The 13,921-nt window shown below is 73.7% G+C and carries 15 protein-coding genes; 12 read left to right on the plus strand and 3 right to left on the minus strand.

Annotated elements, in window-relative coordinates:
* The first annotated feature begins 88 nt into the window (after window positions 1-88).
* From GA0070603_RS20775 to GA0070603_RS20820, 10 genes are all read left to right on the plus strand, one after another.
* The gene (locus GA0070603_RS20775) at window positions 89-1,102 is read left to right on the plus strand and encodes an ATP-binding cassette domain-containing protein (RefSeq protein ID WP_341864937.1); all 1,014 of its coding nucleotides are present in this window, start codon (window positions 89-91) and stop codon (window positions 1,100-1,102) included.
* Complete coding sequence (locus GA0070603_RS20780) at window positions 1,099-1,908, plus strand: ABC transporter permease (protein ID WP_091316673.1); 810 nt, start codon at window positions 1,099-1,101, stop codon at window positions 1,906-1,908. The genes GA0070603_RS20775 and GA0070603_RS20780 overlap by 4 nt, the downstream gene beginning before the upstream one ends.
* A 142-nt stretch (window positions 1,909-2,050) precedes the next feature.
* Complete coding sequence (locus tag GA0070603_RS20785) at window positions 2,051-2,422, plus strand: VOC family protein (protein WP_091316676.1); 372 nt, start codon at window positions 2,051-2,053, stop codon at window positions 2,420-2,422.
* 3 nt (window positions 2,423-2,425) lie between these two features.
* Window positions 2,426-2,770, plus strand: a complete 345-nt coding sequence (locus GA0070603_RS20790; RefSeq protein ID WP_091316678.1) for an ArsR/SmtB family transcription factor — start codon at window positions 2,426-2,428, stop codon at window positions 2,768-2,770.
* Window positions 2,767-3,207, plus strand: coding sequence for an SRPBCC family protein (locus GA0070603_RS20795; protein ID WP_091316681.1), 441 nt, complete (start codon window positions 2,767-2,769; stop codon window positions 3,205-3,207). The genes GA0070603_RS20790 and GA0070603_RS20795 overlap by 4 nt, the downstream gene beginning before the upstream one ends.
* A 135-nt stretch (window positions 3,208-3,342) precedes the next feature.
* The gene (locus GA0070603_RS20800) at window positions 3,343-4,545 is read left to right on the plus strand and encodes a cytochrome P450 (RefSeq protein WP_091316682.1); all 1,203 of its coding nucleotides are present in this window, start codon (window positions 3,343-3,345) and stop codon (window positions 4,543-4,545) included.
* 42 nt (window positions 4,546-4,587) lie between these two features.
* On the plus strand, window positions 4,588-5,799 hold the full coding sequence (locus tag GA0070603_RS20805) for a cytochrome P450 (protein ID WP_091316684.1): 1,212 nt from the start codon (window positions 4,588-4,590) through the stop codon (window positions 5,797-5,799).
* Between the two features lie 55 nt (window positions 5,800-5,854).
* Entirely contained in the window at window positions 5,855-6,967 is a 1,113-nt protein-coding gene (locus GA0070603_RS20810) for a class I SAM-dependent methyltransferase (protein ID WP_139131906.1), read from the plus strand.
* A gap of 14 nt (window positions 6,968-6,981) precedes the next feature.
* Window positions 6,982-8,415: an alpha/beta fold hydrolase gene (locus tag GA0070603_RS20815; RefSeq protein ID WP_091316689.1), complete on the plus strand. Its 1,434-nt coding sequence runs from the start codon at window positions 6,982-6,984 to the stop codon at window positions 8,413-8,415.
* Window positions 8,412-9,308, plus strand: coding sequence for an NmrA family NAD(P)-binding protein (locus GA0070603_RS20820; RefSeq protein ID WP_091316690.1), 897 nt, complete (start codon window positions 8,412-8,414; stop codon window positions 9,306-9,308). The genes GA0070603_RS20815 and GA0070603_RS20820 overlap by 4 nt, the downstream gene beginning before the upstream one ends.
* Window positions 9,309-9,435: 127 nt before the next feature.
* Here the strand turns inward: GA0070603_RS20820 and GA0070603_RS20825 are convergent, their stop codons facing one another.
* The gene (locus tag GA0070603_RS20825) at window positions 9,436-9,939 is read right to left on the minus strand and encodes an ester cyclase (protein WP_091316692.1); all 504 of its coding nucleotides are present in this window, start codon (window positions 9,937-9,939) and stop codon (window positions 9,436-9,438) included.
* Between the two features lie 36 nt (window positions 9,940-9,975).
* Window positions 9,976-10,404 (minus strand): ester cyclase, encoded by a 429-nt coding sequence (locus GA0070603_RS20830; protein WP_167544567.1) that lies wholly within the window; start codon window positions 10,402-10,404, stop codon window positions 9,976-9,978.
* 214 nt (window positions 10,405-10,618) lie between these two features.
* Here GA0070603_RS20830 and GA0070603_RS20835 point away from each other — a divergent pair, with 214 nt between their 5' ends.
* Together GA0070603_RS20835 and GA0070603_RS20840 are read left to right on the plus strand one after the other, a co-directional pair.
* Window positions 10,619-11,755 (plus strand): FAD-dependent monooxygenase, encoded by a 1,137-nt coding sequence (locus GA0070603_RS20835; RefSeq protein WP_167544568.1) that lies wholly within the window; start codon window positions 10,619-10,621, stop codon window positions 11,753-11,755.
* Between the two features lie 10 nt (window positions 11,756-11,765).
* A complete protein-coding gene (locus GA0070603_RS20840; protein WP_091316700.1) occupies window positions 11,766-13,022 on the plus strand; it encodes an ABC1 kinase family protein in 1,257 nt (418 codons plus the stop codon).
* Between the two features lie 46 nt (window positions 13,023-13,068).
* On the opposite strand, the gene GA0070603_RS20845 is transcribed toward GA0070603_RS20840, so the two are convergent.
* On the minus strand, window positions 13,069-13,920 hold the full coding sequence (locus tag GA0070603_RS20845; RefSeq protein ID WP_244282738.1) for a helix-turn-helix domain-containing protein: 852 nt from the start codon (window positions 13,918-13,920) through the stop codon (window positions 13,069-13,071).
* Between the last annotated feature and the right edge of the window lies 1 nt (window position 13,921).

Genomic DNA, 13,921 nt, shown 5'->3' on the forward strand with positions numbered 1-13,921 from the left:
CCCCGACCTCTCCCCCCGGGGTCGGGGCCCCGAGCCGGAACGGCCCGACGGACTCCCGGTCCTCAGTTGAGAGAGTGCCATGTCATTGATGATCGAGGCCGTGGGCCTCAGCAAGTCCTTCGGGAAGGTCGTCGCCCTCAACGGGCTCGACGTGCGCCTGGAGTCCGGCCAGGTCGCCGCGATCCTCGGCCCCAACGGGGCCGGTAAGACCACCTTCCTGCGCATGATCTCCACGCTCACCCGGCCGGACGGCGGCACGCTGCGGGTCTGCGGCATCGACGTGACCGCCGAGCCGGCCCGGGTCCGCCAGCTCATCGGCCTCGCCGGGCAGCACGCGACGGTCGAGCCCGCGCTGACCGGGCGGGAGAACCTCCAGATGATCGCCCGGCTGTTCGGCCAGGACCGGCGTACCGCCCGGGCCAGCGCCGAGGAGACGCTGGAGCGCCTGCGCCTCGGCGAGGCCGGCGACCGGCTGGTCCGCACCTACTCCGGCGGCATGCGGCGCCGGCTCGACCTGGGCGCCAGCCTGGTCGGCCGCCCGCAGGTGCTGCTGCTCGACGAGCCCACCACCGGGCTCGACCCGCAGAGCCGGATCGAGCTGTGGGACACCATCCGGGCGCTCACCACCGAGGGCACCGACGTGCTGCTCACCACGCAGTACCTGGAGGAGGCGGACCGGCTCGCCAACACCATCCTGATCATCGACCACGGGCAGGTGATCGCCTCCGGCACGGCCAAGGAGCTGAAGAGCCAGGCCGGCCGCGACATCGTGGAGATCCACGTCCGCGACCGGGAGGATCTCGACCCGGCCGTGCGGGCGCTGACCCGGATCGGCGCCGAGACGCCTGTCGTCGACCACGGCTCGCTGATGGCCTCGGTGGCGGTCGACTCCGGTCCGGAGCGGCTCCGCGAGGCGTTGCACGAGGTCAGCGAGCTGGGCGTGCACGTCGAGGACGTGGCCCTGCGCCGGCCCACGCTCGACGAGGTGTTCCTGTCGCTGACCGGGTCGACCCCGGCGGGCGAGCCCCGTGGCGCCGAGCCGCGGTCGCCCGAGTCCCCCGCGGGCATCGAGCCCGAGACCGTGTCGAGGAGTTCCCGATGACCGCCGTGGCCGCGCCGCACCCGGCCAACAACGCCCGCCTGCTGCCCAGCGTCGGCGTGCTCACCGGTCGCGCCCTGCGCATCTACCGGCGCACGCCCCAACTGCTGATCCTGCGCATCGTGCAGTCGGTGGCGTTCCTGCTGATCTTCCGGTACGTGTTCGGTGGCGCGATCGGCACCGGCACGATGCGCTACGTCGACTTCATGGCGCCCGGCCTGCTCACGGTGGGGATCATGTTCGCCACGATCGGCACCGCGCTCGGCGTGGCCGAGGACCACGTCGGCGGCCTCTTCGACCGGCTGCGGTCGCTGCCCATGCCGCGCAGCGCCGTGCTCACCGGCCGGGTCCTCGCCGACCTCGCCATGACCGTCGCGGTGCTCATCCCGACCATCGCCATCGCCTTCGTGGTGGGGATGCGGGTGCACACCGACTGGGGCTCCGCGCTCGGCGCGCTGGGCCTCCTGGTGCTCTTCGGGTTCGCCTTCGTCTGGATCTTCGTGGCGGTCGGGCTGCTGGCCGGCAGCGTCCAGGCGGCGCAGGGCATCTCGTTCATCGTGATGCCGATCAGCTTCGCGTCCAGCGCCTTCGTGCCGACCTCCAGCATGCCGGGCTGGCTCCAGGCGTTCACCGAGCACCAGCCCGTGACGGTGGTGGTCAACGCGGTCCGCACCCTCACCCAGGGCGCCCCCGCCGAGGCGCTGCTCGGCCACAGCACCGGCTACTACGTCACCCGGGCGCTGATCTGGATCATCGCACTGACCGTGGTCTTCGCGGGCCTGGCCATCGCCCGCTACCGGAGCCGCTGACCGGCCGCTCCCGCGCGATGGTCCGTGCCGTGCCGCCCGTCCCGGGGTGGCGCGGCACGGACCGCCGTCGTGTTTCTCACCCGCTGCCACAGTCTCGTCACTCGGTTGACAGGTAGGAAATTTCCTACCTATCGTCCTGTCCATGACCATCACCCAGATCAGGCTCATCACGGTCTCCGTGTCGGACCAGGACCGGGCGAAGGCGTTCTACGCCGACGTGCTGGGGTTGACGGTCGTGCAGGACCTGACCATGGGGCCGATGCGCTGGTTGCAGGTGGGTCCCGAGAAGGGCGCCACTGGTATCGTTCTGGTGCCGGGTCGCACCGGTTTCGGGCCAGGTGACCTCCAGGGAGTCCAGTTGGAGACCAACGACCTCGACGCCGACTGCGCGCGCCTGCGCGCCGCGGGCGTGGCGGTCGACGGCCCGCACGACCGGCCGTGGGGCCGCGACGCCACATTCGTCGACCCCGACGGCAACGGCTTCGTCCTCGTCACTCGCGAATCGGGCGGCTGAGCCATGTCCCCCGCCACGGGAGTGGACGTCTTCGCGGCCCTGGCCAGCCCGGTGCGGCGCGACCTCATCCGGCTGCTGCGCGACGGCGGCCCGCAGTCGGTGCAGGACCTGGCCGCCTCGTTCGACATGCGCCGGCCCAGCGTCTCCGAGCACCTCAAGGTGCTCCGCGACGCCGGCCTGGTGACCGAGCGCCGCAGCGGCCGGAAGCGGCTCTACCGGCTGGAGCCGGAGCCGCTCATGGACCTGCGCGACTGGCTCACCCCCTACGAGCGGTTCTGGCGTGAGCGGATGAGCGACTTCGCCGCGCTGGTCGCCGAGGAGTCCGCGACCGAGGGGAAGCCGGTGTGACCGAACCTGACAAGATCGAAGTCGACCAGTTCCTGCCGTACCCGCCGGCACAGGTGTGGCGGATCCTGGTCGATCCCGATCTGATGGCCCGCTGGCTGATGCCCAACGACTTCAAGCCGGTGGTCGGTCACCAGTTCACCTTCCAGGCCAAACCCATGCCGGCGCTGCACTTCGCCGGCACCATCCACTGCGAGGTCCTCGCCGTCGAGCCGGAACGGCTGCTCCAGATCACCTGGGCCGACCGCAGCGGCAGCGGCCTCGACTCGGTCGTCACCTGGCGGCTGGAGCCCGAGGGTCGGGGCACCCGGATGCTGATGGAGCACTCCGGCTTCGACCTCGACAGCCCGTTCCAGGCCGTCGCCCACCGCACCATGGGCAGCGGCTGGCGCTCCTCCGTGGTGCGCTCCATGCTCACCGTGCTGGAGCAGGAGTCCTGACCCTCCGGCGGGCCCCGCCCGCCGGAGCAAGGTGGAGGAAGCCTCCTCCCGTCGCCGACGCATAGCGTGGCCGTACGCCGCTGATCTCGGAAGCGGTGTCCCCGCCCGTATCGCGCCGGAACGGCAGGTGGCCTCGTGAGTAGTGACGATCCGGCCCCCGCGTACCCGTTCACCCGGGACGTCGGCCTGACCATCGACAAGCGGTACCGGCAGCTCCTGCACGAGCGGCCGGTCTCCCGGGTGACCCTCCCGTACGGCGGCGAGGCCTGGCTGGTGCTGGACCACGCGGCGAACCGGACCGTGCTGGCCGACCGCCGGTTCAGCCGGGCGAAGATCCTCGGCGCCGACCTGCCCCGGATGTTCCCCCAGCCGATGACGCAGGTGTCCCTGCTCAGCATGGACCCGCCCGACCACACCCGGATCCGCCGCCTGGTGGCGAAGCCGTTCTCCCAGCGCCGGGTCGAGCAGCTACGGCCGGAGATCGGCCGGCACGTCGACCTGCTGCTCGACGACGTCGAGCGGGCCGGCGCCCCGGCGGACCTGATGTCGCTGGTCGCCGCCCGGCTGCCGCTGCGGGTGATCTGCCTGATCCTGGGCGTCCCCGAGGAGGACCGGGCGCAGTTCGACGCCTGGTCCGAGACCGCCATGTCGATCTTCACCCGGACCCGGGAGGAGACCGCCGAGGCGCTCGGCCACCTCTCCCGCTACATCGCCGGGCTGGTCGCGCAGCGCCGCGTACGCCCCACCGACGACCTGCTCAGCGAGCTGGTGGCGGCCCGGGACGGCACCGACCGGCTCAGCGAGGACGAGCTGGTCTTCCTCGGGGTGACCCTGCTGGTGGTCGGGCACGAGACCGCGGAGAAGCAGGTCGGCAACCTGGTCTACACGCTGCTGACCCATCCCGACGAGCTGGCCGGGCTGCGCAAGCGCCCGGACGCGGTGCCCGCCGCGGTGGAGGAACTGCTCCGCTACATCCCGGTGCAGACCGCGCACGGCGTCTTCCCCCGGGTCGCCACCGAGGACGTGCGGCTCGGTGACGTGCTGATCCGGGCCGGGGAGACGGTCTTCCCGTTCTCCTCGGTCGCCAACCACGACCCCCGGGCCTTCGACCACCCCGACGAGCTGGACTTCGACCGGGAGTCGAACCTGCACCTCGCCTTCGGCCACGGCATCCACGCCTGTCTCGGCTCGCAGCTCGCCCGGCTCGAACTCCAGGAGCTGGTCCGGCGACTGCTCGACCGCTTCCCGGAGCTGGCGCTGGCCGTCCCCGAGGCCGAGCTGGCCTGGAGCACGGAGGGATTCGTCCGAGGTCTGCGGGCGCTGCCGGTCACCTGGTGATCCGGCGGGGCCAGAAACCGATCCGACCATGGAGGCCGCAGCATGAGCACCCAGTCCGACGCGACCGGCACGCGCCACGCCACCTTCCCGTTCCCCCAGGACGACCCCTGCCTGCCGCCGCCGGAGTACGCCCGGCTCCGGGCCGACGAGCCGGTCACCCAGGTGGTCCTGCCCACCGGTGACCGGGCCTGGCTGGTCACCCGGCACGCCGACGTGCTCACCGTGCTCGGCGACGAGCGGTTCAGCCGCCGGGCACTGACCGGCCCGGACGCGCCGAAACTGGCCCCGATCCCACCGATGCCGTCGCTGTTCTACCTCGATCCGCCGGACCACACCCGGATCCGCCGGCTGGCCGCCCGGGCCTTCGACCCGGCCCGGCTGGCCCGGCTGCGGCCCCGGGTCGACCGGGTCGTCGCCGCCCACCTGGACCGGCTGGCGGCCGCCGACCAGCCGGCCGACCTGCTCGCCACGGTGGCCCGGCCGCTGCCGCTCGCGGTGGTCGCCACGGTGCTCGGCGTGCCCGAGGACGAGTACGAGCCGTTCGCCGGCTGGATCCGCACCGCCTTCAGCTTCGGCGCCGTCCCGCCCGACGAGCAGATGGCGGCCATGGGCGGCCTCCAGCAGTACCTGGCGGCGCTCGTCGGCAGCCGGCGCAAGGAACCGGCCGAGGACGCGCTCAGCGACCTGGTGGCCCCGACCGGCGACGACCAGCTCGCCGACCACGAGCTGGTGGCGCTGGTCTTCGACCTGATCGGCGCGGGCGACCAGCCGGTCACCGCGGAGATCGTGCACCTGGTGCTCAACCTGCTGCGCGATCCCGCCCGGCTGCCGGCCCTCCACGCCGAGCCGGAGCTGGTGCCGGGCGCCGTCGAGGAACTGCTCCGGCACTCCCAGTCCGCCGGCGGCGGCCTCGGCTCGGTGCGGATCGCCGTGGCCGACGTGGAGCTGTCCGGCGTCACCATCCCGGCCGGCGACCCGGTGATCCCCTCCTTCAACGCCGCCAACTTCGACGAGTCGGTCTTCCCGGACGCGGACCGGATCGACCTGGCGCGGCGGCCCAACCCGCACCTGACCTTCGCCCAGGGCATCCACCACTGCCTCGGCGCCCCGGTCGGCCGGATGGAGCTGACCGCGCTGCTCGGCGGCCTGGCCCGGGACTTCCCGAGCCTGCGGCTGGCGGTGCCCGAGGACCAGCTCCAGTGGCTGCCGGTGCCCGCGTTCCGGACCCCGGGCGCGATCCCCGTGCACTGGTGACCCGCCCGTCCCGACCGACCGGCCACGAGCCCCGTCCCCCTCCGAGGTGATCACCGTGAACCAGCCCACCCTGACCTCCGAAGCCCAGCAGCCGCCCGGCCCGCCGGGGCAGTTGGACATGTCCGCGCTGATGGCCTTCATGCAGCGTTTCGTCGGCGACGTGTCGGCGGCCGGCGTGGTCGTCATGTGCGCCCTCGGCAGCCGGCTCGGCCTCTTCGCCGACCTGGCCCGCTCGGGGCCGGCCACCGCCGGGGAACTCGCCCGCCGCACCGGCAACCACGAGCGGTACGTCCGCGAGTGGGCGCTGGCCCTGGCCAGCGCCGCCTACCTCACCCGGGACGCCGAGGGCCGGTACGCCCTGCCGCCCGGCCCGGCCGCCGCCCTCGGTGACGAGAACGGGCCGTTCTACATGGGGGACATGGCCCAGCTCGTGCCCGCGCTGTCGGCGGTGCTGGACGGTGTGATCGAGGGCTTCCGCACCGGCTCCGGGCTGCACCCCGAGGAGTACCCGGCGGAGCTGTTCGAGACCATCTGGCACAAGGACGCCAACCGCCTCGGCAAGGTGCTCGTCCCGCAGTGGGTGGTCGCGGTGGACGGGCTCACCGAGCAGCTCACCGTCGGCGGGCGGGTGGCGCAGGTGCACTGCGGCGACGGCCGGGCGCTGATCCTGCTCGCCCAGGCCTTCCCGAAGCTCGAACTCGTCGGATACGACCCAGTCGAGATCAACGTCCGCCGGGCCCGCGCCGAGGCGGCGGCGGCCGGCGTGGCGGACCGGATCCGGTTCAGCACCGCCGACCCGGCCGAGGACCTCGACGGCGGGCTGGCGCTCGTGCTGGCGATCGACGTGCTGCACGAGGCGCCCGACCCGGCCGCGCTGCTGCGCCGCATCCACGACTCCCTCCAGTCGCACGGGGTGTTCCTGCTGCTGGCCACCAACGGCGAGGACGTGCCGCTGGCCGGCGCCGGCCCGGTGAGCAGCATGCTCTACGCGATCAGCACCCTCCAGCACGTGCCGCAGGGCCTCGCGGCCGGCGCCGCCGACCCGGCCGGACTGATGGGGCTGCCGCCGGCGCTGCTGCACCGGCTGTGCGAGGAGGCCGGCTTCACGACCGTCGAGAAGCTGATGGAGCCCAGCCCGTTCAACACCCTCTACGAGCTCCGGGCCTGAAGGGAGAACGTCACATGTCCGTCGATGTTCACAGCAGCGACCTGGCCCGCTTCCACCGGCAGCGCCTGACCTGGCAGCCGACCGAGGGCGGGGCGGGTACGGAGACCAGCCGCGTCACCGTCCCGCTCGACTACCGCGACCCCGCCGGGCGCACCATCGAGATCGCCGTGGCCCGCCGGCCCGCCGGCGATCCCGGGCAGCGGATCGGGGTGCTGATGATCGCGCCCGACGACCCGGGCAACCGGGGCATCCCGCTGATCGGGCAGCTCGTCGGGGCGCTTCCGGCCGAGGTGCTGGACCGGTTCGACCTGGTCGCCTTCGACCACCGGTTCAGCGGCGACAGCCACCCCATCGAGGTGGACTGGACGCCCGAGGAGCGGCTCTGGGTCTTCCACCGGCCCCAGAGCATCACCGAGGAGATCCGGTTCCAGTCCAAGGTGGCCGCCAAGGTCGCCGACGTCGCGCTGGACCTGCTGCCGCACGCCAGCACCCGCAACGTGGCCCGGGACATGGACGTCGTCCGGGCCGCGCTCGGCGAGGAGAGGATCTCCTACCTCGGCTGGTCGTACGGGACCTACCTGGGCGCGGTCTACACCCAGCTGTTCGGCGAGCGGGCCGACCGGGTGGTGCTGGACAGCGTGCTCAGCCCGGACTGGCCCTGGCGCGGGCTCTTCCTCAACGTCGCGGCCAGCACCGAGGCGGCGGTGAACCGCTGGTGCGGCTGGGCCGCGGCGCGCGACGGCGAGCTGCGCCTGGGCGACAGCGCGGCGGCGGTCCGGTCCCGCTACGACGAGCTGCTGGAGCGGGCCGGCCGGGAGCCGCTGGCCGTGCCCGGGCTGCCCATGCCGCTGGACCGGTTCGCGCTGGAGTTCTTCACCGTGGTGATGCTGACCGCGGACCGCACGTACCCGCTGCTCGGCGCGGTGCTGAGGGCCGCGGTGCACGGCGACCCGGTGCCCGGCCCGGCGGTCGGCGAGCTGATGGGACTTGTCAACCAGCGCCAGGACAGCACCCCGGCCGGGCAGCTCGCCATCCTCTGCGGCGAGTCGAGCTGGCCGCGCGACCTCGACCGGTACGAGGCCGAGATGGCGAGTGTGGGCGCGGAGCTGCCGTTCATCGGGCGCACCCTGGCCTCGGTGAAGGCCGGCGCGTTCTGGCCGACCTCGCCCGTGGAGCCGCTGACCGAGATCGGGCCGGGGAACAGCGCCCGGTCGATCCTGCTCGTGCAGTCCGAGGCGGACATCTTCACCCGGGCGGTCGGGGCGTGGCGGCTGCGCGAGCTGCTGCCGGAGAACAGCCGGCTCGTGCTCGCCGCCGACACGGCGTGCCACAAGCTCTTCCCGTTCGGGGGGCACCCGGTGGTCAACGAGCTGACCACCCGGTACCTGCTGACCGGCGAGCTGCCGGAGAAGGACGTGACCGTCGAGAACCACCAGGAGTCGGCATGAGCGGGACGATCCTGGTCACCGGCGCCACCGGCCGGGTCGGGTCGGAGCTGGTCCGGCTGCTCGCCGGAGCCGGCGTCCGGCCCCGGGCCCTGGTCCGCGACGTCGAGCGGGCCCGGCAGAAGCTCGGGGACGCCGCGGACCTGGTCGCCGGTGACCTGAACCGGCCGGCGGACCTGGACGCCGCGCTGGCCGGGGTGGAGCGGCTGTTCGTGCTCACGGCGACCAGCCGGGGGCAGCTCACCCAGGAGCGCAACGCGATCGACGCGGCGGTACGCGCCGGCGTGCGGCACGTGGTGAAGCTGTCGGTGCTGGACGCCGGACGCGAGTCGCCGCTGCGGCACGGCGTCTGGCAGGGCGACGCGAACGCGCTGCTGGTCAACTCCGCGGTCGACCACACCGTGCTGCAACTGGCGTTCTTCATGCAGAACCTGTTCGGGATGGTGGCCGGGGGCGCGATCCGCAGCTCGGCCGGTGACGGCCGGGTGGCGATGGTCGACGCGCGGGACGTGGCGGCCGCCGCGACGGCGGTGCTCACCGACTGCCCCGACTGGGCGCGCAACGAGACACTGGTGCTGTCCGGCCCGGAGGCGCTCTCCTTCGACGACACGGCGAAGGTGCTGGCCGAGGCCACCGGTGTCCCGGTGCGCCACCTTCCGGTGCCGCGTGAGCAGGTGGCCGCCATGCTGCGGCAGTTCGGCGCCGAGGAGTGGTACGCCGAGGACGTGGCGGTGTTCAACGACCTGATCGCCGCCGGCCGGGTCCAGGCGGTCACCGACACCGTGCGGCGGCTGACCGGCGCCGAGCCCCGGTCGCTGGGCGACTTCGCCCGGGAGTTCGCGGCCGTCTTCCAGCGGGCGGCCGCACCGCCGCCGGGCGGGTGGCGGGCTGGCTGACCACGAGGGGACCGACGAGGCGACCCGGGCGGGACATCCGCCCGGGTCGCCCTTCCGCAGCACCGAGCCGTACCCACGACGTGGGCCCCGCCGGATCGCCGGCGGGGCCCATCACGGTGGCGGGTCGTCAGCCCTTGCCGGCGGTGCCGATCTCCTCGCGGTCCCACATGGACGACCAGCCGCCGGCCGCACCCGGCTCGCCGGCCAGCAGGTCGGGGATCTTCGCGACGTCGAAGACGCCCCAGTGCTCGGCGATCCTGCCGTTCTCGAACCGGAACGTGTTGGAGCCGCCGATCTCGAACCGGCGGCCGGTCGCCGGGATGCCCATGAACGGCCCGGTGTGCTCGAAGTGCAGCAGGATGGCCTGGGCCAGGATGTCGCCCTCGCACACCGACACGAGCACCTCGACCTTGCGGGTGGTGAGCACCTGGTTCGCGTGGTCGAACCGGTGCGCCACGCCGTCGCGGCTCGGCGGGTCCCACGGCGGGGCGAAATGGTCGACGAAGCCCGGCGCGAGGACGTGCTGCACGGCCGTGAGGTCGTAGTCGAACAGCACCGCCTTGCGGAAATTCCGCACGGTCTCCTCGAACTCGCGTTTGCGCTGCGCCAGATCCGGGTGGTGTCCGGTCATGTCGGTCTCTCCGTTTCCTCGAAATTGCCCGGCTGCTCAGGAAAAGGCGGTGGACAGTTCGGACGGCAGCATTCCGATCTGCACGAGGATGCCCAGCGCGTCGGCCACCCCCCAGTGGTCGACCACGACGCCGTCGACGATCCGCAACTGCCCCATGAGGGCGCAGCTCACCGGGCGGTCGGTCGGCGGGATGCCCATGTACGCGCCGGTGTGCGTGGCGTGCACGGTCATCCGGGTGGCCACGAGTTCGCCCTCGGAGACGATGCTGTGCAGCTCCATGCGCAGGTCGGGGAAGGCGTCGAGGAAGCGCCGCATCTCGGCCGCGGTGTCCTCGGCGCTGATCGTGCCGGCCCGGCCGTGGTGCACCATCGTCGGTGACCAGAAGGTCATCAGGGCGTTGATGTCGCCGTTGTTCCAGGCGTCGATGAGCTGCCGCACGACCGCCTTGTTGTCAGGTGCTGACACCGCAACCTCCGAATTGATGGGTCGGGCCGCGCGCTCGTCGTACCGGGCCGTCGCGGCACCCGGGATACCCGTCGATCGTCGCGCGCGCCCGGGTGTTTCCCCTTATCCGGTGTTGCTGTCTTTCCGGCCGCCGAAACGGAACAGCAATCGGCGAGAACCGGCCCACCGGCACGTCGCTCTACCGTTTCCGCAGTTGAGGCGGAAAGGCGGCGACATGACGACTCGACGGGCGCTCGTCGTCGGCGGCGGGCCGGCCGGGCTGGCGACCGCGCTGGCCCTGCGGGACGCGGGCTGGGACGCGCTGGTCCTCGAACGCAGCGCGGACGAGGGGCCCTCCGGCGTCGCCCTCACCCTCTGGCCGAACGCCCTGTCGGCACTCGCCGCCGTCGGTGCCGACAAGCCGGTACGGGCGGCCGGCTGCCCGGCCGACGGCAACCAGATCCGCGCCGCCGACGGGCGGATCCTCGACGACGTGCCGGGGCGGTTGATGGCGGAGCGCTTCGGCGGCCGGGGCCTGGCGCTGCTCCGTGCCGACCTGGTCGAGGCGCTGCGCGCCCAACTCTCCCCGGGGATGCTGCGCACCGGCGCCCGCTGCGTGGGCTGGACGGAGTACGGCGGCCGGGTACGCGTCACCCTCGCCGACGGCGGCACCGAGGTGGGCGACCTCCTCGTCGGCGCGGACGGACTGCGCTCGACGATCCGCCGCCAGTTGCTCGGCGGCGGCGCGGACCCGCTGCGCTACGCGGGTTACCCGGTCTGGCGCGGCATCGCCCGGTACGACCTCGGCGCCGCGCCGGGCCTGCTCACCATGGGCCGGGCCGCCCAGTTCGGGCTGTTCCCGCTGCCCGAGGGGCGGGCGTACTGGTTCGCCACCATGCCGCTGCGCCGGGGCTGGGGTGAGCAGTTGCCCCGCCGGGTCTGGGCGGCCCGGTTCGACGGCTGGCACGCGCCCATCCCGCAGGTGCTGGCCGCCACCCCGGACGAGGACGTCCTGGTCACCGACATCTACGACCGCGCGCCCGTGCCCCGGTGGAGCGCCGGGCGGGTGGTCCTGGTCGGCGACGCCGCGCACCCCAGCACCCCGAACCTGGGCCAGGGCACCTGCCAGGCGCTGGAGGACGCCGTCGTGCTGGGCCGCTGCCTGCGCGACGACGACGTGGCCGAGGCCCTGCCCCGGTACGAGGCGGCGCGCCGCCGTCGGGCGGACGGCCTCACCCGCCAGGCCCGGATGCTCGGCCGGGTCGGGCAGTGGAGCAACCCGGTGGCCTGCTGGATCCGGGAGCAGATGATCCGCCGCGCCCCGGCCGGTCCGCGGCTGCGGCAGATGGCGGAGATGTTCGCCTTCGAGTGAGGAGTGTCAGATGTCGCTGCGGATGTTCCTGCGGGTGCTGGCCATCGTCGCCGTGGCGTCCGGTGAGGCGCTGCGGACCCTTCCGGCGTCCCTCGTACTGCGGGTGACCCGGGGGCCGGAGGCGGCGGCCGACCGCCGCTACCGGGGGATGGTGCGGGCGCTGCAACGGCTGGGCCCGACCTTCGTGAAGTTCGGCCAGATCGCCGGCACCCGCCGGGACGCCCTCCCGCCCGCGCTCTGCGCCCGGCTCGGCACCCTCTTCGACGAGGTGCCGCCGATGTCCGCCGCGGCGGCCGGCGAGGCGCTGCGCCGCGCCCGGGCGGAACAGCCCCGGCTGGTGCTGCGCTCGGTGGACCCCGAGCCGCTGGCCAGCGGCAGCATCGCCTCGGTCTACCGGGCCGTGCTGGACGACGGCACCGTGGTGGCGCTGAAGCTCAAGCGGCCCGGCATCGACGACCGGATGCGGGCGGACCTGCGGCTCGTCGAGCTGATGGCGCGGCTGGCCGCACGGGCGCCGAAGATGCGGGGCATGCCCATCGCCGACCTGGTCGGCTATCTCAGCGCGGCGATCCTCGGCCAGCTCGACTTCCACCGGGAGGCGGCGAACAGCGAACGGCTCCGCGGCGAGCTGGCCGAGCTGCCGGAGGTCAGGGTGCCACTGCTGCACCGGGACCGGTCGGCGTCGAACTGCCTGGTCTTCGAGTACCTGCCGGATCTGGACGGGCGGACGGTCGAGCGGCTCGACCCGCGGGTCCGGGCGCACCTCGCCGAGGTGGTGCTGGCCGCCGTGCACCGGCTCTTCTTCGGTGCCGGCTTCGTCCACTGCGACCTGCACCCGGGCAACCTCTACCTGACCCGGGACGAGCGGGTGGTGGTCCTCGATGCCGGCTACTGCGTCCAGCTGCCCGACGGCGTACGGGCGGCGATCGGTGAGTTCTTCGCCCGGCTGGGAGCGGGGGACGGCCGGCGGTGCGGCGAGATCGTGCTGGCCAGCGCGGTGAACGCCGGCGCCGGCCTGGACCGGGAGGGCTTCGTCCGGGACGTGGCGGAGCTGGTGGCCCGGACCGCCGGCCCGGACAACGAGTTCGACATGTCGGTCTTCGGCAACGGCGTGTACGACCTCCAGCAGCGGTACGGCATCTACGCCGCCTCCGACTTCGCCTTCCCGCTCATGTCCCTGCTGGTGGTCGAGGGCACGGTGCGCGGGATCAGCCCCGACGTCGACTTCCAGCGGGTCGGTGGACCGGCGCCCACCCCGCACGCGTGACCCGCTCCGGACGCGGTGGCCTCCCGGTCAGGGAGGCCACCGCGGCTCACGGGCGGGCGGCGAGGGGGAGCACCGGCAGGCCGGTGAGGATCGGCGGGTCGATGGGGCGGGCCGGGGCCAGCCGCACGGCCAGTGGACCGGTGGTGCGGCCCGCACGGACCACCACCGGCGCGTCGGCCACCCCGACCCACACGTCCGGATCGCGGGCGCCGGCCAGCACCTCGCCGACGGTGACCGCCTCGGGGTGGGCGCAGGCCAGCAGGTGCCAGGTGCCCTCGGGCGCGCCGGTGACGGCGAACGGGCCGTCGCCCGTGACGCTGGTGCAGGCGACGGGGAGCCCCTGGGCCAGCGGGGTGGGGAAGAGCCCGAGCAGCACCAGCCGGGCGTCCCCGGCCGGGGCGTGCACGGTGCCCGTGACCACGCCCCCGGGCGGCTCGTCCTCCTCCGCCGGCCCGGTCCCGGCGGCGACCACGTGCTCCAGCGGCCGGTCGCCGTGCGCGGCGTCCAGCCGCCGCAGCCGGCCCGGCCCGACCCCGACCTGCTCGGTGAACTGGGTGGTGAAGGTGCCCAGGCTGCTGTAGCCGACCGTGGTGCAGATGTCGGTGACGTTCATCCGGCTGGAGACCACCAGCCGGCGCGCCTCGGCCATCCGCAGCGCGGACAGGAACCGCCCCGGCGGGGTGCCGGTGACCAGCCGGAACACCCGGCTGAAGTGGAACGGGCTGAGATACGCCACCTGGGCCAGCCGGGACAGGGTCCACGGCTCGTCGAGCCGGTCCCGCATGGCCCGGACGACCCGGGAGACCGCATCCCGGTGCTGCTGGAGGACTGTCGACCGGCCGCGCCGGTGCGCCGGCTCGGTGCGGTCGCCCCGGACGGCGGCGCGGTCGTGGGCCATC

The organism is Micromonospora chersina (genome assembly GCF_900091475.1).
Taxonomy (GTDB): domain Bacteria; phylum Actinomycetota; class Actinomycetes; order Mycobacteriales; family Micromonosporaceae; genus Micromonospora; species Micromonospora chersina.

Bases quoted from the DNA above. Each gene is read 5' to 3' on its own strand.
- GA0070603_RS20805 (WP_091316684.1), top strand. From the start codon at position 4,588: ATGAGCACCCAGTCCGACGCGACCGGCACGCGCCACGCCACCTTCCCG.
- GA0070603_RS20825 (WP_091316692.1), bottom strand. From the start codon at position 9,939: ATGACCGGACACCACCCGGATCTGGCGCAGCGCAAACGCGAGTTCGAG.
- GA0070603_RS20780 (WP_091316673.1), top strand. From the start codon at position 1,099: ATGACCGCCGTGGCCGCGCCGCACCCGGCCAACAACGCCCGCCTGCTG.
- GA0070603_RS20775 (WP_341864937.1), top strand. From the start codon at position 89: ATGATCGAGGCCGTGGGCCTCAGCAAGTCCTTCGGGAAGGTCGTCGCC.
- GA0070603_RS20815 (WP_091316689.1), top strand. From the start codon at position 6,982: ATGTCCGTCGATGTTCACAGCAGCGACCTGGCCCGCTTCCACCGGCAG.
- GA0070603_RS20820 (WP_091316690.1), top strand. From the start codon at position 8,412: ATGAGCGGGACGATCCTGGTCACCGGCGCCACCGGCCGGGTCGGGTCG.
- GA0070603_RS20845 (WP_244282738.1), bottom strand. From the start codon at position 13,920: ATGGCCCACGACCGCGCCGCCGTCCGGGGCGACCGCACCGAGCCGGCG.
- GA0070603_RS20840 (WP_091316700.1), top strand. From the start codon at position 11,766: ATGTCGCTGCGGATGTTCCTGCGGGTGCTGGCCATCGTCGCCGTGGCG.
- GA0070603_RS20790 (WP_091316678.1), top strand. From the start codon at position 2,426: ATGTCCCCCGCCACGGGAGTGGACGTCTTCGCGGCCCTGGCCAGCCCG.
- GA0070603_RS20835 (WP_167544568.1), top strand. From the start codon at position 10,619: ATGACGACTCGACGGGCGCTCGTCGTCGGCGGCGGGCCGGCCGGGCTG.
- GA0070603_RS20785 (WP_091316676.1), top strand. From the start codon at position 2,051: ATGACCATCACCCAGATCAGGCTCATCACGGTCTCCGTGTCGGACCAG.